Source organism: Spirochaetota bacterium, assembly GCA_035477215.1.
Classification (GTDB): domain Bacteria; phylum Spirochaetota; class UBA4802; order UBA4802; family UBA5368; genus MVZN01.
This window is the reverse complement of the sequence record DATIKU010000013.1, coordinates 1-26,247: the sequence shown is the minus strand read 5'-3', so window position 1 is coordinate 26,247 and position 26,247 is coordinate 1. Positions and strand designations below refer to the sequence as shown.

The following is a 26,247-nucleotide window of genomic DNA, read 5'->3' as shown; positions in this document are numbered from 1 at the left end:
CGCGCCTTGGGGTTTGTCAAGGATATTCATTCGGATACAATAAAAATTCAGAATTTTGTTGACATCCGGCGGGTGATGTTTTAGACCGTAAACGAACGAACGTTTGTTCATTTTAGGGTGATGGGATGACACACAGACAAAAGATCGTCAATTCCGCGCGGACACTGTTTTCGCGACAGGGCTTTTCCGCCACCGGCCTGCGGCAGATCGCCGAAAAGGCCGGAGTGTCGCTCGGAAACATTTACAACCACTTCCGCAACAAGGACGAGCTTTTCGAGGAGCTGCTCGACCCGAAGGCCCTCATCGAAACCCTATCGGGCACCTTCCGGGAAATCACCGAGGACTTCCCTTTTAATATAGACCGGCTCATACTCGCCGTAAAAAAATCGGTCGATTCCAACCGCGATCTCTTCAAGCTCATCTTCATCGACCTGAGCGAGTTCGAAGGCAGGCACACCGACAGGATGATGCGCTATTTCATCGGGACGGGGAAAGAGAGGTTCTCCCGCCAGCTCGAAAGCAAGAGTCGCACCGGGAAGCTCAAGGATCTCGATTACGAGTTCTTCATCAAGCTGTTCATCATATCCTCCATGTCGTTTTTCGCCAGTTCGCATATACTGCCGTCGCTGAAGATCGATCGCTACAGCGACGAGGAGGTGGCTAAGATGCTGTCCGGATTTATCCTTACCGGTATTCGCCGATGAAACGCCGCCGGTATCACCCGGAAATTCTCTGGCGGTTTCGCGCCAAATCGGCGCTGATCGTTACGGGGCTGGTGCTCGCGTCGCCCTTCGCGTGCGGCCTCACATCCCTGGAGCTTTTCGCGGTTACATCGAATCCGGATTCGGCTCCGGAAGAAAACCCGCGCGGCGCTGACGAAACCGGCCGGGGAGAGGCTTTGGGCATCCCCTGCGATTTCAAGGGATTCGCCGAACTCCGAACGCTCGTGCACGCGATCACGGAGCAGGAGGCCCCGGACGCGGTGAAGAAGCGCGAACTTCGATTAAATTTCGATGTAAAATACGGCCCCGACGACCTGTATCTGAGGGCGACCGGCAACGTGTACGGAAACGCCGGCCTTGCGGCCGATTCGCTCGATGCGGAATACGCATTCGCCGAAAACGCCCGCGTGCGGCGCAACCTGGCGGTCTCGGACCGGAGTGCGGAGGCCTCCTTCAGGGAGCTCTATGTAAACAAGAGTTTCGGGAACATTCGCCTGCGCGCCGGCAACCAGATTTACGGATGGGGTACCGCCGATGTGTTCAATCCCACCTCCTATTTCAATCCCTTCGACCTCAGGGAGGCGCTCTTTCGCGCCGACGACGAGCTGAAGGCGGGGGTCCCCTCGCTCAGCGGCATGTTTTTCATCGGTGACGCCACACTCGAGGTCGTGGTGGTGCCGGTGCATATTCCCATGCTGCTCGCCCCTGTGGGAAACTTCTGGGAGATCAGGTATCGCGAGGGCCCGTTCCCCGTCAGCATCGAGGAGCCCGGGGGCCTTCCCGCAACCTTTGCAAACGCCGCCGCCGGCGCCCGCTACGCCGCAAGCGTCGCCGGCGTCGATTTCGCCGCAAGCGTTTACCGCGGCCCCGACCGCGAACCGGTCTTCCGGCCCATGCGTACGCTCATCGCCCCGAACGAGCCGGTCACCATCCTTGTACGCCCCGAATACCACTCGGTTACCATGGCCGGCGTCGATTTCTCCCTGAATTTCGACCGGGTCGTAGTGCAGGCGGAGGCGGTCTACTCGCCCGACAAGGCGGGTGTCGTCGGCCAGGTCTACACGCCCCAGGTACGCTTCCCCTTCGAGGTGCGTACGGGCCACTTCGTGTCTTACTCCGCGGGCTTCAATTATTTCATTCCGCTTGGCCTCCTCCTCGAAGGCCACGAGGGCGAAACCGTGCTGACCGTCGAGTGGAACCAGTCGCGCTATTTCGACGACGGCATTATGCCACCGCTCATCACCGATGTACTTGCCGTACGCCTTCAGGATGAATTCCTCGGCGGAAGGATGAAAACGACCTTCACCCTTCTGTGGGACGCGCATACCGGGGCCATGGTGCTGTGGCCGTCGCTGGGATGGGATTTCCTGAACGGACTGAGCGTAGAGATCGCGTACGTTTCAATTTCGGCGAGAAGCGGTACCGAGCGCTCCATCTTCAGCTTTTACAACGACAACGACATCATCACCGCGAGGGTGCGCTATGCGCTCTGAGGCGACATTCCCGGTGCTGCTTATCGCGGCGCTTAGCCTCGCCTCATGCGGCGCGGACGGGGATCCGCGGCTTTCCCTGTCGGGGACCCTGCAGGTCGATCCTGTGGACATCGGGGGGCCGTTCTTTGTCGTCCTCTCCAATACGACCGACCTCGCGGAGATCGAGCGCGTTCCGCTGTCCGCTATCGCGGAGGTCATCAACGTCGACGGGAATGATCGCAGCTTCCATATAGACCTTTCGCGGTCGTCCCTCCGGGCGGGCGACGAGATCGCGATCATAGCCTTCGCCGATTCCGACTACCGCGTCGGTATTCCCTATCCGACACGGGGCGATTACGTCGGGCTGTACGTAGACAGCGCCCGCTTCACCACGGGCTATCGCCTCTCGGAAGGGGCCAATGACGGCATACACATCACCATCAACCGCCGTGTCTACGATTTTGAGGCGACGGTCTCCGGCGCGCTCGTTGCGAACGGCCCCTCCGACTGCGTACTGATAGCGTATGCCGGTGATATCGATTCGCTTGATTTCTCCTCGCTCGATTTCAATGCCGTTATCGGCTACCGGCGGATCGAAAGGAACGACTTCCCCTCCGAATACACAATGAAGATACTCCCGTACGGTTTCGATGCGCCCGTTTCCAACGTTTACCTCCTGGCGCTCTTCGACCGCAACGGCAACGGCGTTCCCGATGCCGGCGATGGCATCGGCTATTATTCGACGCACCCGTCGGGCATACCCACACTGGTAACGATCGGGCGCGGAAGGCACACGGGGCTCGACATCGTCGAGCGGCTCGAAATTCCCTCGCCTTCGGGTAAGGCGATGTCCGTCGCGGGGAGCCTCACCCCGCCCGCCGGATACGGCGTAGACGCGCCCCCGGTATTCATCATCATCGCCGGCGCCGACGATCCCAACAGCGTCTTCGACGATCCGCTCTCCGCCATCCGATACTTTCGTAAACTGCCGCGCGGGGAGAGCTCGTTCGACCTCGACCTTTCAAAAACGGGCCTTTCCCCGGGCGATGAGGTGATGGTGCTGGCGCTCTGGGACCGGGATTACGCCGCCGGTTTTCCCGACTCCACGGCGGGCGATTACGCCGGCTTTTACCAGAACAACGACGAGTTGAGGAACACGGTTGCCCTTCGACAGGGGGTTACAACCATACAGCCTGAAAGCGGGGGCTGGAGCTTCGCGCTTAAACGTAAGGTGTTCGACCACGACGCTTCGGTGTCGTTCGTGCTGAATCCCGGCGGACTTCCCGGGTACGGCGACGGCGACAGGGCGATACTGGTCGCCGTTCATATAAACGGCTTCAATCTGCTACGGATGCAGATTACCGATATGGACTATATCGTGGGAATGGCGAACCTGCCGCTGGATTTCACCGTTCGACACACCATGAATATCTTCCCCGCGCTCTACTGCGATCCGGCGACGGAGAGCACGATTGTGGGCGATCCATTCGAGCTCCGCGACATCTACCTGTTCGGCATCCTCGACAACAATCCTGCAAACGGCAGGCCCGACAGCGGTGAGTATATTGGATATTATCATGCCCGAATAGGGATCAATCCCTTTTTTGTCTACCTTCCCGTGACGTTTACGGTCCCCGATGGGCACATCGAGCTTGTCCGGTCGGTGCGCTTCACCAGCCAGCGATATTGACGTCATTTCTGTTTGACAACGGTCCTCCCTGCGTATATAGACATATCCAGAATACACCATGGAGGGCCGCATGTACCAGAAAATCGCGGGTTTACTTTTCATTACGGCGCTTGCACTCCCCAACGGCTGCGGTACGGGCAAGTACACGGACATCAAGAGCGTCATGTGCGATATAATCGAGGTGCGCGGACGGTTTGTGGCGAACGTTAAACAGGCCAAAACCCCGAAGGAGGCCGCAGACGCGCTCACCGCGTTTGGGACGGAAATGAAAAAGCTCGGTCCCCGTTACGAGGAGCTTGAAAAAAAGTATCCCGAACTTCAAAATCCCGACTCCCTTCCCCTGGAATTGAAAAAACTTGTAGACAACCTGACCCGCACGGCCGAACAGCGTGACGCGGAGCTGACCAACCTCCTTATGCTGTATCCCGATAATCCGGTTGTTCAGAAGGCGCTGGCCTCAATAGGGTCCGTCTACAAGTAGGCTGGCCGCCCCGGGCCCCGACGCCGTAATCAGCGGGCTGAAAGCGCGCGGGCGCAGTATCTCTTAAAGATACTTATTTACAAATCATGCCCGCGCCGCTACGCTGGCGTCCATTATCGCATGGAGAAACTGAAATGAAGAAGGCGCTGATCGTGGGAGCAACTGGTTTCGGGGGACTCGGCCTCATCGAAATTCTCCTTCGTCATCCCGGCATCAGGATAAAACAACTCATCGCCCGCAAAGACGCCGGTGTCCCGGTCAGCAGGGTGTTCCCTCATCTTAAAGGATACTGCGATATGCTCGTTGATACGCCTGAAAACATCGATTACGGCGACATCGATATCTCTTTTTTTTCCACACCAGACCGGGCGGGGATGACGCTTATTAAGGAGTTCCTCCGACACAAAATTCCGGTCATCGACTTCAGCGGGGACTTCCGGTTCGGCAGCGAAAACGATTACGCCGTCTACGCGGCGAACAAGGGGATGGAAACCGCCCACCTCGCCGCCAAAACGCTTCAGGAGGCGGTATACGGACTGCCGGAAATCAATGCGGAAAAGATAAAAGAAGCCCGGATTGTGGGAAACCCCGGCTGTTTCGCGGTGTCAATGATTCTGGGACTACTCCCCGCCGTGGAAAAAGGCCTGGTCGAGGGCGCATCGATCGTCTGCGACGGGAAGACCGGCGTATCCGGCGCCGGCAAAAATCCCGGCGAGTCGAACTTCTACCCGCAGCGCTACGAAAACGTCAACACCTACCGAGAGGGCCGGCATCAGCACATCGTCGAGGTGGAGAATGTGCTCAACGCGCGCGGTGGCCGCCGGCACAACATCTTCTTCGTACCGCAGATCGTGCCGCTCAACCGCGGCATCCTGACGACCATTTACGCGGACTGCGCCAAAGGCCTCACAACGGCCGACGTTCAGGCTATGTACCGCGAATATTACAAGGGGAAGCCCTTCGTCTACATCACCGACAGTTCACCCAACACCACCGACGTTCGCGGTTCCAACCGCTGCGAGATCCGCACGATGGTGGACGAGCGCACCGGCAAGCTCTTCATTACATCGGTGATCGACAATTTAATCAAGGGACAGTCGGGAAACGCCGTGCAAAACGCCAACCTAATGCTCGGCTTCGAGGAAACGGCGGGGCTGTCGGCGATGCCGTTTTATCCTTAGAATCCAACGGCCCGCCGGTCCGGTTCGGACCCTCTCCGGGTGCGGATTCTCTTACGGCAAGTCAGGCCGGCCATCCTTTCTCAAGATCGATCGGCGGAGATACCCTTGAGCCGGCGGTCGATTTCATCGATGAGCCCCTCCGGGATGGGCGCGTTCTCCGCGTAACAGCCCATGCGTTCATCGTGATCGCCGTGGAAATCGCTCCCTCCGGAAACTAAAAGTCCCCTGCGCCGCGCGATAGCTTCGTGGCGCCGAACTTCTTCTTCGGAGTGCAGGGAGGCATAAGCCTCGATGCCCATCAATCCCATCGACACGAGTTCATCGAGCAGTTCCTCGAATGCCCCGGCCGATGGCGTTTCAAGGGAGGAGGGATGCGCCAGTATCGGCAGGCCTCCCGCGGTGCGGACCAGCCTTATAGCCTCCGCCGGGGCAATCTTTTCCTTCGGCACATCCCCCGGTCTGCCGTTGACGAGGTACCGCTCGAAGACCTCCTCAACGCTCCGCGCGTATCCGTGGCGTACCATGACGCGGGCGAAGTGCGGCTTGCCGAGCGACCCGCCGGCCGCCTCGGAAATCACCTCGTGCAGGGGAATATCGATCCCCGCCCCCTTCAGCCCGGCTATTATCAGCTCGCCCCTTGCGTCGCGTATATTTTTAAGCCGGCTGATCGCGGCCGTTAGCTCGCGGTTCGTATGATCGATAAACAGCCCGAGCAGATGGAACGATCCTCGCGGAAAATCGACGCTGAACTCGATTCCGGGAATGAGCCGCAGGGGAAGGTCTTTCGCGGCCTCTATCGCCTCGTCGATCCCGCTCACGGTGTCGTGATCGGTAACGGAGAGGACCCGCACGCCGTATCTGACGGCGAGTTCGACAAGCCGTGCGGGCGCAAGCAGGCCGTCCGAAGCGCTGGTATGGGTGTGGAGATCGATCATGCAGTCAGCGCTCCTTTTTAATCAGGTGCACCGCGGTAGCCTTGAACGAGGCGTTAATCCGGCCGCCCTCGCAAAGCCCCATCTCTTCGATCGAATGATGGGTGATATATGCCACAAGGGTAAATCCGCAATCGATAACCACCTTGTGATAATGCGGCATCGGGATCAGGCGCACGACGCGCCCGGTGAAGGCATTGCGCGCGCTCGTCCTGGCGCGATTCACCGTGGCAATGACGATGTTCTCGGGCCTGATGCAGAGCGCCACCCGCTGCCCCCCGTGCGCCTCGCCCGCGGCCTCGATTTCCACGCCCGAGGCGGAAACAACAACGATCCCGCCGCCGCTTCGCACGACACGGCCCTCCACCACGGTCTCGGTTCCGGCGAACGAGGCCACGAACTCGCTTGCCGGCCGTCGCAGTACGTCGATTGTCGCGCCGCTCTGGAGGATCCTGCCCTTATCGAGCGCAATGATCGAATCGGCGAGACGAAGCGCCTCTACGCGGTCGTGGGTGACGAGCAGTGCCGCCGTGCGCGAGCCGGCCAGGGCTTTTTCAAGGTCTTCGAGGATGGACTCGCGCGCGGGGGCGTCGAGCGAGGCGAAGGGCTCGTCAAGCAGAAGGATTTCCGGATCGGTCGCGAAGGCGCGTGCGAGGCTCACGCGGCGGGCCTCTCCGCCCGAAAGCGAACGGGCCTTTCGACCGCGAAGGGAGGCGATCCCGAAGCGTTCGAGCTGCCCCGAGACGATACGGTCGATATCGCGCCTCGAGGCGCCGCGGAACCTCAGGCCCGAGGCGACGTTATCATATACCGTGGTGTTGAAAAGCAGGGGATCCTGGAACACCATGGAAAAACCGCGGCGATAAACGTGGGGCGGCGTCCCGGGAAACCTCAGCGAGCCTCTCGCCACCATGCCGTCCCCGGAGGATTTCTGGAGGCCCAGAACCGCCGAAAGCAGGGTGGTCTTCCCCGCGCCGTTTGGTCCGATCACCGCGACGACCTCTCCGGCCGCGAGGGTAAACCCCGGCACGTCGAGGATGGCGGCGCCGCCGCGCACGACGCGCAGATCGCGCACTTCGAGCACGGGATATTCATGCCTCTTCATCGCCCGCCCTTCTGCTGTATGGAGGTGAGAATATAGTTGATCGCGAACGCGAGCATGAGCAGTATGATTCCAAGGGCGATGGCGATGTCGAAATTGCCCCGGCTGGTTTCCATCACGGTGGCGGTGGTGAGCACCCGCGTGTATCCCTTTATATTGCCCCCCACCATCATCGACGCGCCGATCTCCGATATCACGCCGCCGAAACCGGCCATCACCGCCGCGAGGAGCGGAAGCCGCGCCTCGCGCATGAGCATCCAAACCATCTGCGTGCGGGTCGCCCCGAGGGCGAGTATCTGCAGCCTGAGCTTTTCGGGAAGGTGCTGGATGGCGGCGAAGCTGATTCCTGTTATGATCGGAGTGGCGATGATCGTCTGTGCCAGCACCATCGCCGCGGGCGTGTACAGTATGCCGAGAAATCCGAACGGGCCGCTGCGCCAGATGAAAATCGTGACGAACAGCCCCACCACCACCGGGGGCAGCCCCATGCCGGTGTTGATGACGCTCGCGACCAGTCGTTTGCCGGGAAACTCCGAGAGCGCGACGGCTGTTCCGGCACTCACTCCTATGACCAGGCTGATCAGGGTGGCGCTGCCGGATATCTGAAGCGACAGAAGCGTCACGCTCATCACCTCGGCATCGAGCGTGACGATGAGGCGGAAGGCCTCCTTGATTCCGTTTACGATAAGGTCCATTCAGGATTCAGTGTTCCGTTGTTGTCGGGCCGGGCGAAAGCGCCCCGTACGCTCCGCTGGCGCATGAAGACAAATGACACTCCGCAGGCGGGCAACAGTCAATCATTTTCTTTACGAAACGGTTTGCCGTATGTTATTAAGGCGCGCGGGAGGATCTCCGTCGCCTTTCGTGACCGAAGCTATACCTTCGCGGCGTCCGCGGACAGGCTCGCCACCGCCTCCATATAGTCCTTGAGACCGTACTGGAAAACCGAATTGTGATCGGCCTTTTTAATTTCGAGCATACGCTTGTTCATCGATCGGCACATCGAATAGAGCATAACGCCGTCTTCCAAGGGAATGATGTGGTCGTGTTCCGCGTGAATGATGAGCGTCGGCCCCGTGTACGCGGCGATCTTGCGGGGGTTGTCGAAGACGGCCTCCTCGGTGATACCGTAGCGCGTCGCGTCAATGCCGAGCAATCGCAAAAGGGGTATCACCCGTGCGAAACCACTTTCGACGATAAGGCCCCGCACGCGATCGGGGTAAGCAAAGGCGAGCTCGATGGCCGGGGCGGTGCCGAGCGACCGGCCCATGACGATGAGCGGACCGCTTTGTTCTGCGGCTGCAAGGCGTTCGCACGCGTATTTGAACACGGTATGGCAGTCGCGCATCATGGCCGATACCGTTGGAGACCCCGTCGACCGTCCATATCCACGGTAATCCACGGGCATGAAATTGAGGCCCAGGCGCGTATAGAGGGCCCCCAGGTCGTGGTAATCCTCGACGATCTCGCCGTTGCCGTGAAAGAACAACAGAGTCGGGGACGAAACGCCCGCGGCGTACAGACGTCCGCCGATACGCTCCCCACCCTCGACGGGAATGGAAAGTTCCTCGAAGCTCCCGTCTCCCTTCCCTGGACCGGATTCGGCCCGCGGATGGAAAAGATACAACAGTATCTCCGGACGGTCGAAACGGGAATAATCGGCCCCAGGGACGTCCTTCATAACACGGCCCCCTACCTGCGTTGTACCAGCCTCGAAAGGCTGTCGACTGTGTCTTCGCGCTTTTCGACGGTATCGCCGTACACTGCGCGCACCTTGCCGTCCGTCTTGATGATGAGTGAATAGCGTCGCTGTGTGTCTGTCGACTCGCCCACGAACTCGTTCGCGTATTCGAACTCTATCGTATTGGCATGACGTGCGGCGGCTTCCCACGAGAATCGCTCGCTCAGGATGATCCCGAAGACCTTAAGGCGTCGTTCGTTGTCGGGATTTTCCATGAACGCCCTGAATTCGGCCGAGTCGATCACGATCGAATGCTTCCCGGAGACGACGCGAAGCACGTCATCGATCGGGAAGTCGCGCATGAATTCGAAGGCGGTGCGGCGGTCGGTTCCCTTCAAATAATAGGTGAACTTCTGGAAATGAAAAGACCTGTTGTCGAGATCCTCCCACTGGCGCGCGTTCCAGATTGTGCACGAGGAGAAAAACGCCGCGACGCCGAGGATTGCAAGCGTCATTGGGAACCATGGCTTCGTTTTCATTGCGCGATCGTCTCCGGGATCCTATCCGCCTCTGCCGGCCACGTAAGTTTACCGGCGTGTAATGAGCCCAGTCAAGTCATTTCGGGCAGTTTAACGCTCCCGGGAAAGGAGCGCACCCTGCGCTCGGACGGAAATAATGATCCGCTGTTTTTTCTGTTTTCAAAAAAGACGAAGGGCTTATAATCTTTCCGGTTCCGGATTATAAGCCCTCCGCGGTACACCCCCCCTCGCCTGCGGGGGACCACTCTGTTGATCCATCTACTCTTTACCGACCCTCTCTGACCTTCTACACCCTACATCTCTAAGTGAATTTAACTAAGCTTTCAGGGGAAAACAAGGAAAACGGCAATTTTTAAAAAATTTTTTCATTGTCAATGCTGAATTCCCGTCCACGGTTGACCCGGAAAAGTATTACATTTTGATACTATGTCCGGGTTATATCCTCGATCATGCCCGTCGCAATCGATATCCCCGGGCTGAAGGCGGGGCTTTTGCCGGCGGATCGTGGCTATTTTCCCGGGAATTCGATCCGGAACGAGGTGCCGTTTTCGAATTCACACTCGACGGCACCGCCAATTTGGTTGGCAAGGCTTATTACGAGCTGAAGTCCAAGCGTGGAGGCTTTTCGCCAGTCGAGGCCGGGCGGAAAACCGACTCCATTGTCGGCGACGACAAGGACGGTCAACGGACCTGTCGAGTGCATTGCTATCCTGACCTCACCACTGCTGCCGGCCGGAAAAGCGTATTTGATTGCATTGGAAACCAGCTCGGTGATGATGAGTCCGCAGGGAATCGCCTTCTTGATTGAAAGGTGAACATTTTGCACGTCGATCCTGAAGGCGACATGCCCGGCAACATTCCCGTATGACCGGCGCAGTTCGGCCACCATGCTTTCGATATAGCCGGAAAAATCGATACGGGAGAAGTCCCCCGACTGGTACAGCTTTTCGTGGATGAGCGCCATGCTGCGCACGCGGTTCTGGCTTTCGGCGAAAATCGCGAGATCAACGGGGTCGCGAACAAACCGGGACTGCAGGCTCAGCAGGCTCGAGATCACCTGCAGATTGTTTTTTACCCGGTGGTGTACCTCTTTAAGGAGAATCTCCTTTTCGGCGAGCGATTTTTCAATACGTCGTTTCGCCTCGACGTTCCCGGTGACGTCCCGTACCGTTGCGGTCAGCCGTTTTTCCCCCCGAATTAGCATCCGGGCGAGCGAGACCTCGGTGTCGATCTGCATTCCGTCGCCGCGCACATGCCGCCACTGAAAACTCAGGGGCGTTCCGGAAAGCGCCGCCTCGACGTATTCCTCGACGGCGTCACGGGACAGGCGCCCGTCGGGCTGCAACTCCGGCGAGAATTCGTATGGAAATCTCCCGATAAGCTCATCGCGGGAAACGGCGAAAATTCGGCATGCCTGGTTGTTGCAGTCGATGAACCGCTCGTCCATAAAAAATATCGCGTCCGGCGAATTCTCGAACAGCGCGCGGTATTTCTGTTCGTTTTCATACAGCCCCTCGTTGGCCCTGATCAGCTCGTCCTGGGCGAGTATGAGCTCCTCGTTCATTCGCTCCAGCTCTTCCAGCGTGATCTGCAACTTCTCGTTGGCCCGTTCAAACTGAGCGTTTTGAACTTCGAGGGCCTCGCGCGCGCGCACCCGTTCCGTGATGTCTTCCACGATACCGAATCCGCCTGTCAGCCGTCCGTCCGGGTCCTTTATCGGCGAAAAGATAAGGCGGACCGTGCTTGTCTTGCCGCCGGTCACCGAGTGGTAATCGCCCTCGAAAAGGCCCATCTCTCCGACAAGGACCTTTTTCACCACAGCGACGATCCGTTCATCGGGAAGGCCGAGCATATTTAGCCCGACCAGCGCGTTTCGTGACGAGCCGATGATATTCACAAATACGTCGTTGCAATCGGTTACAACGCCGGCGTCATCGAAATGAACGATTCCAAGCGGAGCGTTGCGAAAGATGAGACGATAGCGCTCACCGCTTTCGTCGAACCTACTTTTTTCCTTCAACCGCGTGCCTGATCTCCATTATGAATTCCACGCCGGTGCCGCAGCACCCACCGATAAAGCGGGCGCCGTTTTCAACGAGCGCCGGCACATGCCGCGCGAACTCTTCCGCGCCCGTCCGGTACACTACTTCCCCGTTCACCATCTCCGGAAGTCCGGCGTTCGGCTTCATCCAGAGCGGGAGGCCCGTCGCGGCGTAGAGCTTTTTACAAATGGGGACGAATCCCTCTATGCCCTGTCCGCAGTTGGCGCCGATGCCTTCGGCGCCCGCGGCGGCAAGCGCCTCGGCGCACTGTTCCGTGGTGTTCCCCATCATGGTGCGGTCTTTGGACTTACCCGAATCATAGACCATGCTGGCGATTACCGGCAAGCCGGTGGTCTTCGCCGCGCGTACGGCGATTACGGCCTCGTTGATATCCATCATCGTCTCGACCACCAGTCCGTCCGCCCCGGCTTCAGCGAGCGCCGCCGCCTGCTCCGCGAATGCCTCGGCGAGCGCGGCTTCGGTGACATCGCCCGACACGAGCATTTTACCGCTCGGCCCGATCGACGCGAATACAAGGGCGCGTCCGGCGGCCGCTTCCTTCGAGATTTTGACCCCGGCCCCGTTTATCTCGGACGCCTTTTCGGCCATCCCGAACTTTCCCAGCACGAACCGGTTCGCGCCGAAGGTATTGGTGAGGATTATCCGGCTGCCGGCATTTACATACAGTGCCGCCACCTCCCGCACCCTGTCGGGATTTGACAAGTTCCATGTGTCCGGACATTCGCCGCGCGCGAGCCCACTCTTCTGAAGCTGTGTGCCCCACGAACCGTCGGTGACGACCGGGGATTCTTTCAACAACGACTCTATCAGCGCGTGCATGGCGTTTCCTCGCTTTCCCGTATATTACAGCCCCATAATCGCTTTCGTTTCGTCTTTACTGTCGCCCAGGCGAAATGGCATGAAGGCGACAAGCCCCACGAGACATGAAAGTCCGCAGACCAGCCAGACCACGCGCACGCCGGTTGGATTTTCGGTACTGTACCCGAACGCCGAATAGACCCCCACCAGGATGAGCGAGCACAGCGCCCAGCCCGTTTTCCGCACGATACCGTAAATGCCGTAATACATCGCCTCTCGTCTGCGCCCTGATTTCAGCTCGTCGTAGTCGGTTATGTCGGCGATTAGGCCGAGCACCGTTATGAACATTCCGCCGATCGGAATCGCAACAAGCGGAAAAACGATCATCGCCTGCACGAACGGCGAAAACCACGGCAGCCTTCCGATGAAGAAGCTCAGGCCGAAGCCCGCCGCCATCCATACGATGATGGCCCTGAAGAGCGAACGCTTGGGATATTTTCCGAGCAGCCGGTACCAGAGCGGCACCGAGGCCGCGGTCGAGAGTATCACCTCTCCCATGAGTATCGAGGCGTCCCCCTCGCTTCGCCCCAGGATGAGCGTGGTCAGATAGGGTACGTTCATCAGCATGAGCTGATAGGTGAGCTGTACGAACATGATCATGACCGCGAACGAAAGCACCTGCCGGTCGGCGAACATCTCGCGCATCACGGTGAAAAACGGCGGGGTCTCCTCGTAGGGATGCGGCCGGTGACGCTCGTGTATGCCCAGAAGCGAGAGCTGTCCGGCGACAAGCCCTATGATACCGAGCATGACCGCCATCCTGAGCACGCCGAACGCGCCCATGAGCGGCCCGGAGAGGCCGCCGCCGATAAGCGCTCCGAGCACCCCGATTGCCACCCCGACCGAGGCGATTTTTACGCGCTCATCGTTCTTCGCGCTCATCTCGGGCAGAACGGCGAACCACGGAATGAGCATCCCCGTATACGAAATATAATAGAAAAAGAGCACGGCCCCGAGGAAAATCGCGTTGGCCAGGCTCTCTCCCTGCACCGGGGGCGTCCAGACGAGTATGAACGCGAGAAAGAGTATGGGATTCGAGATGAAGATGTAGGGCTTTCGCCGTCCCCACCGCGAGCGGGTGTGGTCGCTGAGGTAGCCCATAAGCGGGTCGGTGACCGCGTCGAGTATGCGCCCCCCGGCAAGGATAATGCCGAGCGCCGCGAGCGGAATGTACTGCGTGTGGTTCGACCCCGCCGGCGGAATGTAGAAATACGGCAGCCACGCGTAGAGGACGGTATCGAACAGGTTGAACGTGAGGCCCGCCAGATTATAGAGTATGATTTCGCCCATGGTGAGAGGTTTGCCCGCAGGCTGCCGCAGCGGTCCGCCGTTATTCATACACTCCTCCGTCCGGTCGAAGATGGCTGCCACGCGCACCGCGCGGAAGTCGCAGCCCCGTGGGTACTGAATAAAATCCCGCATGATGAACGCGCCGGGCCGATGCACGGTTCACTGACATCAGGAGGCGAGCAGCCGCCGCACGAGCTCCACGCCCGACTGGGCGTCCTCGCCGTAACCGTCGGCGCCGATCTCGTCCGAGAAACGCTGGTTGAGCGGCGAGCCGCCGACGATGAAGCGGAACGAATCCTTTAACCCCTCCTTCTCGAAGAGCTCGATCGTTTCCTTCATGACCGGCATCGTGGTGGTGAGGAGCGCCGACATGCCGATTATGTCGGGTTTGTGCTCCTTCGCCTTTTCCAAAAAGACCGCCGGGCTTACGTTGACCCCCAGGTCCACCACGTCGAAACCGTTACCCTGAAGTAAGGCATGGAGGATGTTCTTGCCGATCTCGTGGATGTCTCCCTCCACGGTGCCGAGCATCACCCTGCCCCGCGATTCGTACGCGCCCTCCTTCAGCCCGGGCAGCAGCAGCCGGTAGGCGCTGTTATAGGCCCTCACCGACATGAGCACGTCGGGCAGGAAGTAGTCCCCTTCACGGAAAAGGACGCCCACCTCGTCGAGCGCCGGAAGACAGGCGCCGTTAAGCACGTCAACCGCCTTTACTCCCGCCTCGAGCGCACGCCTGGCCAGGCCCTCGGTGTCGTCGAAACGCATCTCCACTATTGCCGTTCGCAGTTCATTCAGTAGTTCAGCGGACATGTCAGGCCTCCCATTCAGCCGCAAGGAATTCGTCAAGGCCGCGCCCGGCGACCATCGCCACGTAATCGTCCAGCGCTTTCGCTACCCCCGGATCGAGCTCGCGCTCTCTGTGCTTCGACAGTATCTTCTTCGCCTCGTCGCGCGAGCGCTCGAGCATCTCTTTTTTGCCCGCCTTTTCCCAGATGTCCCGCTTGTCTCGGTCGGCAAGTTTCGGGATGAAGTGCTCGCCGCGGAAATGGCGCTGGGTGTGCTCCTCCATCAGATAGTTGCCGTCCGGACCGACGCGCCGCAGTACGTCCACGGCGAGCGAGATGTCGCTCACCTCCACCCCGCGGATGGCGCGCTCGACCATCCCGATAAGCTCGTTGTCTATTACGGCGAGCTCGTGCGCCCCGGCCGTCGTCGATTCGAGCGTCCCCACGCAGGTGATGTAGTTCGCCCCGCCGAGCGCGGCGAGCAGCATGGACTGGAAACGCTCGACCCCGCACTGAATGTCAATGGTCTTGGATTCGGTTGCGCCCGCCACCGCCCTGCACGGAATGCCGTAGGAATGGGCGAGTTGCGCCGCTCCCGCGCTTATCATGCCCGTCTCGATCGAGCCCAGCGCCACCGTCCCGCGGCGCATCTCGGCTATCGTCGACACGGTGCCGTACATGACCGGCGTGCCGGGATTTACCGCCTGCGCCATAACGATATGCGCGACCACCTCGGCGTTCTGCTGAAGAAGAAGCCCCGCGAGCGTTACCGGTGCGGTGGTACCCGCCATCGCCTCGGGCGACACCAGGGCCGGTTGGCCCCATTCGGCGAGAATCATGAGGCCCTCGAGTTGTATCTGCGCCGTGGAGAGCGGGCTCTGGATGCTCACGATGGTGATGAACGGGTGGCGGTCCCTGATGTTGTCCTTTCCGCCCATCACGATCGAGGTCATCTCCATCATGTCTTTCGTCGCGAGGACGCCGTACGCGCCCATTCCAAAGGACTTGGTGCAATGCTTCGCCCACGAGCGGATGGCCTCCACGTGGATGCACTGCATGGGGATATCGTTGGGCCAGATATCCATCTGGTTGGAGACGATATTGTCGAGCCCATCGAACAGGATGATATGGTCGGTCTGGTCTTTCAGGGTGGTGGGGCGGTAGTCGCCCGTCTCAAGATCATAAAAGTTGATGGCCGTTCCCAGACCGCCGAAGACCCGGGTATCCGGATTGATCGGCCATTGTTTACTCGAATCGGCGCCGCAGAGGATATATTCGCGCGGGGCTTTTTTCAGAAGCGATTCGACGACCGAGGGCTTGTAATACACGATTTTTTTCGCCTCATCCACCCTGCAGCCGAGGTCGGCGAGCATCCGCCGCATCTTCTTCACCTCGACCTTGATGCCGACGGTCTCGAGGATCTCGAGGGTGTGCTGCTGTATGGTTTTTATTTCGGCGTCGCTCAAAACCTTGAAACGGCTGCTCTTCATGGTCGGTCTCCGTGGCGCAAAGCGGGTGCAGTTTGCGTAAAATGTTTTCATCAAGTGAATGACAAAACGAGTAAAATGTCAATAATGATTTACTGGCGGCACCCAAAAGTCATTATTTGACATTTAAAACCGGCGTGAATTAAAATCCGGGCTGAACAGAGCATCATCGCGAGGAGCGCGGCGACGCAGCGATCTCAAAAGGCAAAAGTTGTTGTAATTTAATCCCTTATTATAATTCTCACCCCATAAAACCCCGGGGCTTTCCGGTAATTCTGCTTGCATTCATCGCTCATTGCGTTATATTCCTTACATAGTATCATCCCGGCGAGGAAACATGAGAAAGATCCGCGTTTTGATTGTCGAAGACGAAACCATCATCGCCCTTGACGTCAAGGGCATTCTCAAAGAACTCGGCTACGAGGTCGCGGACATTGCCGCCACGGGAGAGGCTGCCGTCGAAAAGGCCGCCTCGCTCAAACCGGACATCATCCTGATGGATATCCTGCTTGCCGGGAGCATGGACGGTATCGAGGCCGCCCGTGCGATACGCAGGGCCAACGATATCCCGATCATCTACATTACGGCAAACGCCGACAAGGCGACCGTCGACCGGGCGAGCGACACCCAGCCGTACGCCTATCTCAACAAGCCCATACACGAGCGCGACCTGTATTCGAACATCGAATCCGCGCGGGTCAAACACCGAACCGTAATAAAACTCCGGGAGAGCGAGCGACGGTTTCGCGACGCGCTCGCAAACGCGCGCCTTATCGCGGTTCAACTCGACGCGAATGGTACAATCCTTTTCTGCAATGATTTCCTGCTCAATCTGACCGGCTATACCCAGGATGAATTGATAGGCGGCAACTGGTTCGGCATTTTCGAACAAGGTAAATCAGCCGACGAAAATAGGCGGGCACATCAAAAGATGCTCGAGCTCGACAAGGTTCCTTTGCATTATGAGGGGACGCTGCTGACTAAATCCGGCGAATCGCGGCTGGTCCGGTGGAACAACACCGCTCTTTACGCTATGAACGGCTCGCCGTACGCGACGAGCAGTATCGGCGAAGACATCACCGAGAGTAAAAAGGCCGAAGAGGCCCTGCTGCGCGCCAACCAGGAACTGACCGCCGCTAACGAGGAACTCCAGGCGGCGATGGAGGAGCTTGAAGCCGCGAATGAAGAGTTCGAGGTGGTCAACGAAGAGCTTCATAAAACGCTCGAAACCCTCTCCCGCAGTGAAAACGACTACCGCATGCTCTTCGAATCGATGCTCAACGGCTTCGCCCTGCACGAGATCATCTGCGACGAGAAGGGCGTTCCCGTGGATTACCGGTTTCTGCGCGTCAATCCCGCGTTCGAGCGGCTTACCGGCCTCAGGGCGGCCGACATCACCGGCAAATCCGTGCTCGAGGTCCTTCCGGGAACGGAGCGCGAATGGATCGACCGCTACGGCGCCGTCGCGCTTACCATGGAGCCCGTCAGCTTCGAAAACTATCACGGCGGGGTCAGACGGCATTTCGAGGTGACCGCCTTCAGTCCGGAAAAAGGGCAGTTTGCCGTGCTGTTCAATGACGTTACGGAAAGAAAGTTGTTCGAAAGCAAGCTGCGCGAATCGGAGAAAAAATTCCGTCTGCTCTTCGAAACCATGGCCCAGGGTGTCATTTATCACGACGCGTCGGGCGCGATAATCGACGCGAATCCCGCCGCCGCGCGCCTGTTGGGACTCAGCATGGACCAGTTGATGAGTTTTACTTCCATTGATCTGCGGCGGCGGGCCATCCGCGAGGACGGCACCGGCCTTCGCGGAGAGGAGTACCCCGACAGGGAGGCGATGCGAACCGGGGAACCGGTCGAAAATTTTATAATGGGTTTTCACCACTCCATCGAAGAAACTCACCGGTGGATCTCGGTGAACGCGGTTCCCCAGTTTACGGAAGGCGAACATCGGCCTTACCGTGTGTTCGCAACCTTCACCGATATAACCGACATACGAAGAGCGCAGGATGAGTTAAAAGATAATCAGCGCCTGTTGGAACGGGCTTTACGCGTGGCGGGGCTCGGCTACTGGGAACTCGACCTGACGCAGGGGTCCGCCACCGTATCCCCCGCGTCCCGGCGTATCTACGGATTTGGGGACGGCAAGCTGACGATCGCCGACATTCAGATTCTCCCGCTTCCGGAATATCGTGCCATGCTCGACGACGCACTCGCCGGCCTGGTCAATCGCAACGAAAAATACGATGTGACTTTTAAAATACGACGGGCCACGGACGGCGCCATACTCACAATCCATTCCCTGGCCGAATACAACCGGGCCACGAACAGGGTCTTCGGCGTCATCAGTGAAATCCCCGATCCACCCGCAACCGGAGAGACAGGGCAAGACTCTGGAAAAAAAGACGCGGGGAAAAAAGCTCCCGGCCGAAAAAAATAGACGGGTTCAGCCGAACAGCCCCCTGAGCAGATAGGCGTACGATATCCCCAGGTAATTGCCGATCACCCAGCCGAGTATGCCGGTGGCGATGCCGGAGATGATGACGTCCTTATTTTTCAAAGCGGCGGCCACCACCGGCACGAAGGGCGGCGAGAATACCGCCGCCACCGAGGTGATGATCATGGTGTCCGCGTCCACGCGGAAAATCGCCGCGAGCACCACATGCAGCAGCATGGAGCCGTACACCACGATCGCGGTGAATATGAATATCGTCGGGGCGCCCATCACCACCTGGCCGAGGTCCGCCAGGGAGCCGACGACGAGACAGAAAATCATGATGATGTACTGCCCGAACTGAAACGTCATCGGGATGGCCCTGATCTTCGGAACAAACGAACCGAGCAGCCCGAGCGTGGTAATGCTGATCATCAGCGCCGCCATGTTGAATTCCACCGGTACGAAACCGTAAACGGCATACGATATCCCGAAGATGGCGATCGACGCGAGCGTTGCGCCCGCAAGCGGAAGCGCCACGGCCGGCCTGAAGATTCCCGAGTAATCATTGAAATCCTTAATGCCGCTCCCGGCACAGTCACCGACCGTCTGCGAGGTCTCACCGCCTTTTTCCGGATAGCGGAACGGAGGAAGGATTTTACCCAGCACCCTCTGCGCGTAGGAGAGAATGAATAGGAAATACGGGGTGCACACCAGCATGTCGGCCGTGTTGGTGAGAACGAGCACGTGCTCCTTCGCCTTGAGCGCGAGGCCGATGGCGTTTAGATTGATGCTGCCTCCCGTGTACACGCCGATGAGCATGCCGGCGACCTTCCACGACTCCTCCACGCGATCATGATAGAAGAAATAGGACAACGTGGTCGCCACGAGCACCGATACCACCACCAGCGCGAACGAGAGGAACGCGCGTCCGGCGAGTTTCGACCATCGTTTGAGATCGAGCGAGAACAGCAGCAACGGGAGCGCAAGCGGAACGCTGATATTCATGAACATGGTCTGGACCGGTCCCGAGCCCTCCGGAAGCACCCCTATATTTGCGATGAGCATTCCCAGACCGTAGCATAAAAGAGCCGGGCCGAGCTTTTCGAGCGCGGACCACCTCCGGCACAGATGGATAATCAGGGCGGGACATACAAGCAGGAACAGCGAAAGTATCACGAGTTTCATGCTTCCTCTCCTTGCCGTGTATTTACGTATCCGGGCTTCGCGGTAAAAACCGGCATGAGACGATCGCCCGGGGGCTGATCCTGTCAGCACATCAGTTTGAAATGGGCCTCGGGCGCGGTGATAATATCGACCAACGAAGGTTCACCGCAATCCAGCGCCTCGCGAAGCGCCCCGGAGATCTTTGCGGGATCGGTCACCTTGAAGGCGCGAAGCCCGGAGGCCCGGGCGTGCGCGGCGAGGTCCGGCGTCTGGTATTCGGTGCAGAAGCGGCATTCCTGGCCCTGGAAATCGCGGATGTTGCCGAGCACGGAGTTGTTCAGCACCACGTAGGTGACCGGAAGGCGGTACTGCGCGGCGGTCTCGAGACAGTGCAGCATCATGACCATGCCGCCATCGCCGCACACCCCTACGACCTTTTTATCGCACAGGAGCATCTGCACCGCGAGCGCGGCCGGCGGGGCCCAGCCCACACCCCCGGCGCCGCCCGGCGCTTGGACCTGCCCCGGCGCCTTCGACATGAAGTGCCTGGCGAACCACTGCCGGTTATTGCCGGCATCGAGACAGATGACGGTATTTTCGTCGGCTGCGTCGTTGAGTTCCTTCACCACGCGCTCCGGCGCTATGGGCGCGGCGTCCGAGCAGTACGCGTCGCAGGCGAAGAAGCAGGTGCGCTTTTTCGCCTCGCCGATGGCCGCAAGCCGCGCGCTCCGGTCGAACGAGGGCTCCATGCTTCGTAAAACACCGGTAATCCTGGCAAGCCCGGTCTTCGCGTCCGAGGCCGCGGCGATCGCCACGGGATACGTCCAGCCCGCGTTCAGCGCTTCTATATCAATATGGATTAATTTTTGTCTTTCGGGGTCGATGAAGCCCTGCGCGAGCATGCGCGTGTTCTCCGGCGAGAGGCCGGTTCCCACGGCAAGGATGCAATCGGCCTTCGAGATATACTCGTTGGCCGCGGCCTGGCCTATCCCTCCCATGGTGCCCAGGGCCAGATCGTGCGTTTCGGCGATCGCGCTCTTTCCCATGTAGCTCGTCGCGACCGGCATGGCAAGCAACTGTGCGATGGCGCGCACCTCATCGTATGCCTTCGAGGAGTGCACACCCCGCCCCACTATCATGACCGGGCACGCGGCCCCGGCAAGCATCGCCGCGATACGGTGCGCGTCCTCTTCACCGAGGCACGGTGCGCCCGCACGGGCCCGCAGCGAGGCCGGATACAGGCGCGGTGTCGTTTTTTCCATGTCCACGCTCATGCCGAACAGGTTCATGCGCGCGAGCACACAGGCCGGGCCGGGCCTTCCGGTGACCGAATGGCGCGCGGCAAGCTGGATTCCGTGCAGAAGCTCGTCGGGGGTAGTTGCCACGGTCGTATACTTTGTCATGGAGCGCATCATGGCCGGAAGATCGAATCCCCCGTATTCCCCGGTCCCGTTCTGCCAGGGCCCGTATTGCGCAAGGCCGCCGTAATCGCTGGTGTCGGCGATGATGACCATCGGCGAACCGGCCATGTATGCCTCGAGTATGCCGAAAGCCGCGTTCGAGCCCGCCCAGGCCCCCTGCGCGATCAGCGCCGCGGGTTTGCCCGTAATCCGGCCGTACGCGTCGGCCATGCAGGCCGCCGCCCCCTCCTGGCGCGCGAGGATGCTGGTGATCCGGTCCCGTTTTTCATACAGCGGACCGTACAGGAAAAGCGCGCCGCCGCCGGGCACGCCGAAGGTATATTCCACTCCGCTGTCGATGAGGGTGTCGACCGCCGCTTCGATTATTGGCTGTACCATGACCGTCTCCTTTTAGACTGAATCATACGATAGAGCATCAATGCGCGTACCATATTTCAGCGCAGCAGATACGGTATCTCCACATTGATCGCCTTTTGCGGACACTCGATCTCGCAGGGAAGGCAGAACCAGCAGGTGCGGTATCTCCCGAACGCCACGCCGCACGAAAGGCAGCGCGACGCCTCGGCGCGCGCCATGTCCGCGTCGAAAGCCGATTCGACCTCACCGCAATCACCCTTCCCCTTAAACGAACGCATCCGGGGGCGCCTTGCATTGGTATCGATCCGGGTGGGCGGGCGCACCGGAGCGTCGACACCTTCGTCCGTGGGCACCGTGCGCCCGAGGCCCAGCGGTTCCCCGGCAAGCAGGCGATGGATCGACTCCGCGGCCCGGCGGCCCGACGCCATAGCATGCACCACCGAGGACGGGCCGGTCGCCGCGTCTCCCGCTATAAACAGGGACGAGCCGTTCACCTGGAGCGTCAGCGGATCGACCCCGCCGCCAATGTTCATATCATTCATTTCCTGTCCCGCGGCGATTATCACCGTGTCCGCCTCGAAGGTCATCGTCTGGCAGGCATCCATGCGCGGCGAGAAGTCGCCGGTATCGTCGAATAGCCCCGTACAGCGCTGAAGCACTATGCCGGTCAGCTTTCCTTCCTCTCCGATAAAACGTATCGGCCCCCACGCGTCCACAAGCCGGACCCCTTCGGAGAGCGCTTCGTCGAGCGCCCACGGAAACGCCGGCATTTCGCAGCGGGCCTCCAGGCATACGATCGAGACCTCCTTCGCACCACAGCGCAGCGCCGTCTGCGCGGCGTCGAGGGCGGCGTTCCCGCCCCCGATCACGACCGCCCTTTCGCCGACGCCGGGAAGCGATCCCGTACGAGCCGCACGTAAAAATGAAAGCGCATGGCGGACGCCGGAGAGGCCCTCCCCGGGGACCCCGAGACGGCGAATAGGCCCGCCTCCGGACGCGACGAGCACCGCGTCGAATTCATCGAGCAGTCGCGTGCGTCCCTCCGCGTCGATCCGTTCGCCGAGTCCGAACCGCACTCCCATTTCAGTCAACCGGGAGATTTCTTTTTCGAGCACCTCGCGCGGCAGTCTGAACACGGGGATCGCCCAGCGGAGCATGCCGCCGGGGGCGCTTTCGGCCTCGAGCACGACCACCTCGTGACCGTGCAGTCGAAGGTCGTGCGCCGCCATCAGTCCCGCCGGTCCCGAACCGATTATCGCCACGCTCTTACCGGATGGAGACGAAAACGTGGCGGGTTCGGCGTGATCGGCGAACCGGTCGGCAAGGTAACGCTTGAGCGCCCTGATGGCGATCCGGGGGCTTGCATGTTCATTATGCGCGCAGGCCATTTCGCACGGCCTCGAACAGATCCTGCCCAGAATTCCCGGGAAAGGAAGCGTCTCTTTTAATATCCGGTACGCTTCTTCCTCATCGCCGAGCGCGATGAGCCGCACATAGCCCTGCGCGTTCACACCGAGCGGACAGGCCGCCGTGCACGGCGCGCTTTTAAGCCGCAGATTGTCCATCGGACATCGCTCGACGCATACGCCGCATCCCATGCATTTGTCGCGATCGACCACGATGTTGTCGCTGAGCGCCTCGAGCAGATTACCGGCCATCCCGTGTTTCATGCCTGTCATCACATCCGGATTATATTCTTTTCGACGACCCTCACGTCCTCGGGGGCATCGCCCATGCAAAGGACGATGTGCTTCATCCAGTCATCGTCGTTTCGCTCGGGAAAATCCGTGCGGAAATGCCACATGCCCCAGCGGCTCTCCTTTCGCGCCTTCGACGCGTGCGCGCTCATGGCGGCGCATTGAATGATGTTCTCTATCTCGAACGACTTGAAGAGGTCGTGGACCGTGCTCACGCGTACGACGTCGGAAAGCTCCGCGCGGAAGCGGTCCATCCACCAGAGGGCCCGGTCAAGCTTGTATTCGTTCTTGGGCGGCACGATGTAATCGTTGATGATGCGGCGCACCTTGTACTCGAATTCCTCGATCGGAATTTTGTTCGCGGACTGCGAGAGGCGTCGTGCGCGGTGCGTGTTCACCCTCTCGGCCGTGGAGAAATCGGGCGTTCCCCTGCCGGTCTTTCGGGCGAATTCCAGCGCGTTCTCCGCGGCGATCTCCCCGAAGACGAAGGCGCCGCTTAAATGCCCACGCGCGACAAGCGAGGTGTCGCCCGCGGCGTAAAGACCGGGCACGGAGGTCTCGGCGCGCTCGTTCACCCGAACGCCCGTCAGCCCGTGCCCGCCGCAGAGAAAGCATTCGGTCGGCCACAGCTCGATCTCGCCCGTGCGGAAATCCACGCCCCTGCCCCGGTAAAAACGCTCCTGCACCGGGCGCTCGGTCGTAAAAAGGATCTCCTCTATGCCGCGGATGCGCTCCTCCGGAAGGTGGCTCATGACGATCCGCATGGGGCCGCTCCCCTCGCGATGGTGGTCCACCAGCATCGATTTGATCGATGGGTGCTCACTGCTTTTGTCGAAGCCAAAGGCGTTCAGGAGCTTCGCGCCCCTGGTGAGGGTGATGTAGAGAAGCGGCGCGTTGATGTCCTTTACTATATAATAAATAAGTGTGTATTCGAAACCGCCGAGCTCCGCGCCCGAGCGGTACGCGAGACAGTAACCATCCCCGGTATTTCCGGGATAATCGTACACGCCGTAAAGGTAGCCGTTGTTCGGAAGCCCGAAACGCGCCGTACCCCCCGCGCAGAGAATTACCGCGCCGGCGGAGACGACGAATATCTCGCCGGTCCGCACGTTCATGGCCACCGCGCCGGTAACGCGTCCATCTTCGACAATCAACTCCACCGCCATCGAGCGGTTCACGACACGCACTCCCAGCGTCTTCGCCCGCGCCGCGAGCATCGTTTTAAGCTCGGGCTCCTTCATCGTCACACAGAAGCGCCCCTTCGGATGCACCTGGAGCACTTCGTAGGCGCCGTTGTCGTCAACGGGAAAGCACACGCCCCAGGCCTCGAGCTTTTTCATGAGGTCCCAGCTGCGCCGTGCCATCTCGTAATTCGGCGGTTCGTCCATGATGCCTTCGCAGGCCATACGGTTTGCCTCGACATAGAGCTCGGGTGTGGAAACGCCGGGAACGGCCACGATGTTCAGCGCGTCCATTCCCCGGGCGATGCAGCCCGAATACTTCATGTCGCCCTTCTCGAGCACCACGACCTTGCACGAGGGATCGAGCTCCCTGGCGCGGATGGCCGCCATCGCGCCCGCGCTACCGCCACCGATAACGAGCACGTCGCAGTGCATGACCGGATATGGAGTATTCGCCGATGCGCCCATTCGGAATGCCCCTTCAGTCTATCTCGCGGTAAATGCGCCGCCGGTTCGTCGCGCACCAGCTAAGGCGATACTCATAGGGCATGTCCCTGTAGGTGTATGCGATCATTTCTATCGAGATAAGCGGAACCTTCGGCTCCAGCTTCAATACTTCCGCGACATCCCCTGTCGCCTGCGCGGCCGCAAGCAGCTCGCGGTTGTAGATGCAGGGCAGTCCGTAATGCTTCTCTATCGCCTCGTACAGCGTTCCCTTCTCGAAGAGCGCCGCCGGGAAGGCGTCCAGTCCCTTTAAAAGCGACTCGGGCATATATGACACACTGTACACCATAGGGATGTCGCCGGAGAGAAAGAGCCTTCGCAACACGAAGAGGCGCTTTTTTACGGTAAGGCCGAGGAGCGAACACGCCGGCTCGAACCCGTCGATCCGAGAAATTCCGAGAAGCGATACGCTCAGATCGGCCTCCTCGCCCGCGAACGATTCCATCATGCGGTAATACCGCAGGCTGCCGCGACGAAGCGTTGTCCCCGACACGAAGGTCCCCTTCCCCTGTATCCTGAACAGGTAGCCCTCGTAGACGAGGTTGCCCAGGGCCTTTTTCACCGTGCCGACGCTCAGGCCGTACTCCTGGGCGATCAGCCGCTCGGATGGAATCATCTCGCCCGGACGCCACTGCATCTCCTCGATCTTTTTGCGCAGGGCTTCCTGAAGCCGGTAGTAAGCGGGCACTGGCGGCCCGTCGATTGGCGTTAAATACGCGAGTTTCGTCATGGCGGTTTTCCCGGGCTCGAGCCCTCATGCATTATACTTTCATTGTAAGTCATATACACGAGTACACATATATATAACTTTATTTTTGTCAAGGAAAATATCGTGCGAGGAATATTCCCCGGCAGGGAGTGAATTAATTTTCGGGGTGAAAACTGTCATCGCAAGGAGCGCAGCGACGCGGCGATCTCAAAAGGCAGGAGGTTTATCAAAAAAGCTTTGTAGTAAAAGAGATTGCCACGCCCCGATAAGGCCGGGACTCGCAATGACAGACTATTCCCCGAAATTTAATTCACACCCCCCGGCACCCCTGTGCCTGTTTTGGCATGTATGCCTTAGCAGTTTCCTGAAAAACCAGGGTATACTGCTCAAAATATTTTCTGAAATTCGTTGCGTTAGATCTTTTAAAACCTACAAGTGCATTTTTACCTGAATCTGAATGCTTTTCGTCGACAAACAGCACTTGTCACACCCTA

At 59.5% G+C, this 26,247-nt stretch carries 21 protein-coding genes; 6 read left to right on the top strand and 15 right to left on the bottom strand.

Features of this window, described 5'->3' with window-relative positions:
• Window positions 1-125 precede the first annotated feature (125 nt).
• From VLM75_01955 to argC, 5 genes are all read left to right on the top strand, one after another.
• Entirely contained in the window at window positions 126-704 is a 579-nt protein-coding gene (locus VLM75_01955) for a TetR/AcrR family transcriptional regulator (GenBank protein HSV95677.1), read from the top strand.
• Entirely contained in the window at window positions 701-2,215 is a 1,515-nt protein-coding gene (locus tag VLM75_01950; protein ID HSV95676.1) for a DUF1302 family protein, read from the top strand. The genes VLM75_01955 and VLM75_01950 overlap by 4 nt, the downstream gene beginning before the upstream one ends.
• Window positions 2,205-3,884 (top strand): hypothetical protein, encoded by a 1,680-nt coding sequence (locus VLM75_01945; GenBank protein ID HSV95675.1) that lies wholly within the window; start codon window positions 2,205-2,207, stop codon window positions 3,882-3,884. Before VLM75_01950 ends, VLM75_01945 begins: the two co-directional genes overlap by 11 nt.
• A gap of 70 nt (window positions 3,885-3,954) precedes the next feature.
• Window positions 3,955-4,365, top strand: coding sequence for a hypothetical protein (locus VLM75_01940; protein HSV95674.1), 411 nt, complete (start codon window positions 3,955-3,957; stop codon window positions 4,363-4,365).
• A 134-nt stretch (window positions 4,366-4,499) separates the two neighbouring features.
• The gene (argC, locus tag VLM75_01935) at window positions 4,500-5,546 is read left to right on the top strand and encodes an N-acetyl-gamma-glutamyl-phosphate reductase (GenBank protein HSV95673.1); all 1,047 of its coding nucleotides are present in this window, start codon (window positions 4,500-4,502) and stop codon (window positions 5,544-5,546) included.
• A gap of 80 nt (window positions 5,547-5,626) precedes the next feature.
• Here argC and VLM75_01930 read toward each other — a convergent pair whose 3' ends face one another.
• The 10 genes from VLM75_01930 to VLM75_01885 form a co-directional block, all read right to left on the bottom strand.
• Window positions 5,627-6,481, bottom strand: coding sequence for a PHP domain-containing protein (locus tag VLM75_01930; protein ID HSV95672.1), 855 nt, complete (start codon window positions 6,479-6,481; stop codon window positions 5,627-5,629).
• 4 nt (window positions 6,482-6,485) lie between these two features.
• Window positions 6,486-7,583 (bottom strand): ABC transporter ATP-binding protein, encoded by a 1,098-nt coding sequence (locus tag VLM75_01925; protein HSV95671.1) that lies wholly within the window; start codon window positions 7,581-7,583, stop codon window positions 6,486-6,488.
• Window positions 7,580-8,275, bottom strand: coding sequence for an ABC transporter permease (locus tag VLM75_01920; protein ID HSV95670.1), 696 nt, complete (start codon window positions 8,273-8,275; stop codon window positions 7,580-7,582). Before VLM75_01920 ends, VLM75_01925 begins: the two co-directional genes overlap by 4 nt.
• Before the next feature lie 179 nt (window positions 8,276-8,454).
• Complete coding sequence (locus VLM75_01915; GenBank protein ID HSV95669.1) at window positions 8,455-9,261, bottom strand: alpha/beta fold hydrolase; 807 nt, start codon at window positions 9,259-9,261, stop codon at window positions 8,455-8,457.
• 11 nt (window positions 9,262-9,272) lie between these two features.
• Window positions 9,273-9,800 (bottom strand): hypothetical protein, encoded by a 528-nt coding sequence (locus VLM75_01910; protein HSV95668.1) that lies wholly within the window; start codon window positions 9,798-9,800, stop codon window positions 9,273-9,275.
• A gap of 508 nt (window positions 9,801-10,308) precedes the next feature.
• On the bottom strand, window positions 10,309-11,820 hold the full coding sequence (locus VLM75_01905) for a PAS domain S-box protein (GenBank protein ID HSV95667.1): 1,512 nt from the start codon (window positions 11,818-11,820) through the stop codon (window positions 10,309-10,311).
• Window positions 11,804-12,682, bottom strand: a complete 879-nt coding sequence (locus tag VLM75_01900; GenBank protein HSV95666.1) for a homocysteine S-methyltransferase family protein — start codon at window positions 12,680-12,682, stop codon at window positions 11,804-11,806. Before VLM75_01900 ends, VLM75_01905 begins: the two co-directional genes overlap by 17 nt.
• A 24-nt stretch (window positions 12,683-12,706) precedes the next feature.
• Window positions 12,707-14,059, bottom strand: coding sequence for an MFS transporter (locus VLM75_01895; protein ID HSV95665.1), 1,353 nt, complete (start codon window positions 14,057-14,059; stop codon window positions 12,707-12,709).
• A 120-nt stretch (window positions 14,060-14,179) separates the two neighbouring features.
• The gene (locus VLM75_01890) at window positions 14,180-14,821 is read right to left on the bottom strand and encodes a corrinoid protein (GenBank protein ID HSV95664.1); all 642 of its coding nucleotides are present in this window, start codon (window positions 14,819-14,821) and stop codon (window positions 14,180-14,182) included.
• A 1-nt stretch (window position 14,822) separates the two neighbouring features.
• Window positions 14,823-16,286, bottom strand: a complete 1,464-nt coding sequence (locus tag VLM75_01885) for a trimethylamine methyltransferase family protein (protein HSV95663.1) — start codon at window positions 16,284-16,286, stop codon at window positions 14,823-14,825.
• A gap of 334 nt (window positions 16,287-16,620) precedes the next feature.
• On the opposite strand from VLM75_01885, the gene VLM75_01880 reads away from it, so the two are divergent.
• Window positions 16,621-18,723, top strand: coding sequence for a PAS domain S-box protein (locus VLM75_01880; protein HSV95662.1), 2,103 nt, complete (start codon window positions 16,621-16,623; stop codon window positions 18,721-18,723).
• 6 nt (window positions 18,724-18,729) lie between these two features.
• On the opposite strand, the gene VLM75_01875 is transcribed toward VLM75_01880, so the two are convergent.
• The 5 genes from VLM75_01875 to VLM75_01855 form a co-directional block, all read right to left on the bottom strand.
• Window positions 18,730-19,905 (bottom strand): DUF819 family protein, encoded by a 1,176-nt coding sequence (locus VLM75_01875; GenBank protein ID HSV95661.1) that lies wholly within the window; start codon window positions 19,903-19,905, stop codon window positions 18,730-18,732.
• Between the two features lie 83 nt (window positions 19,906-19,988).
• Window positions 19,989-21,683, bottom strand: coding sequence for a thiamine pyrophosphate-binding protein (locus tag VLM75_01870; protein ID HSV95660.1), 1,695 nt, complete (start codon window positions 21,681-21,683; stop codon window positions 19,989-19,991).
• A gap of 56 nt (window positions 21,684-21,739) precedes the next feature.
• Window positions 21,740-23,332: an FAD-dependent oxidoreductase gene (locus VLM75_01865; GenBank protein HSV95659.1), complete on the bottom strand. Its 1,593-nt coding sequence runs from the start codon at window positions 23,330-23,332 to the stop codon at window positions 21,740-21,742.
• 8 nt (window positions 23,333-23,340) lie between these two features.
• Window positions 23,341-25,008, bottom strand: a complete 1,668-nt coding sequence (locus tag VLM75_01860) for an FAD-binding protein (protein ID HSV95658.1) — start codon at window positions 25,006-25,008, stop codon at window positions 23,341-23,343.
• Window positions 25,009-25,021: 13 nt separating this feature from the next.
• Complete coding sequence (locus VLM75_01855) at window positions 25,022-25,774, bottom strand: GntR family transcriptional regulator (protein HSV95657.1); 753 nt, start codon at window positions 25,772-25,774, stop codon at window positions 25,022-25,024.
• Between the last annotated feature and the right edge of the window lie 473 nt (window positions 25,775-26,247).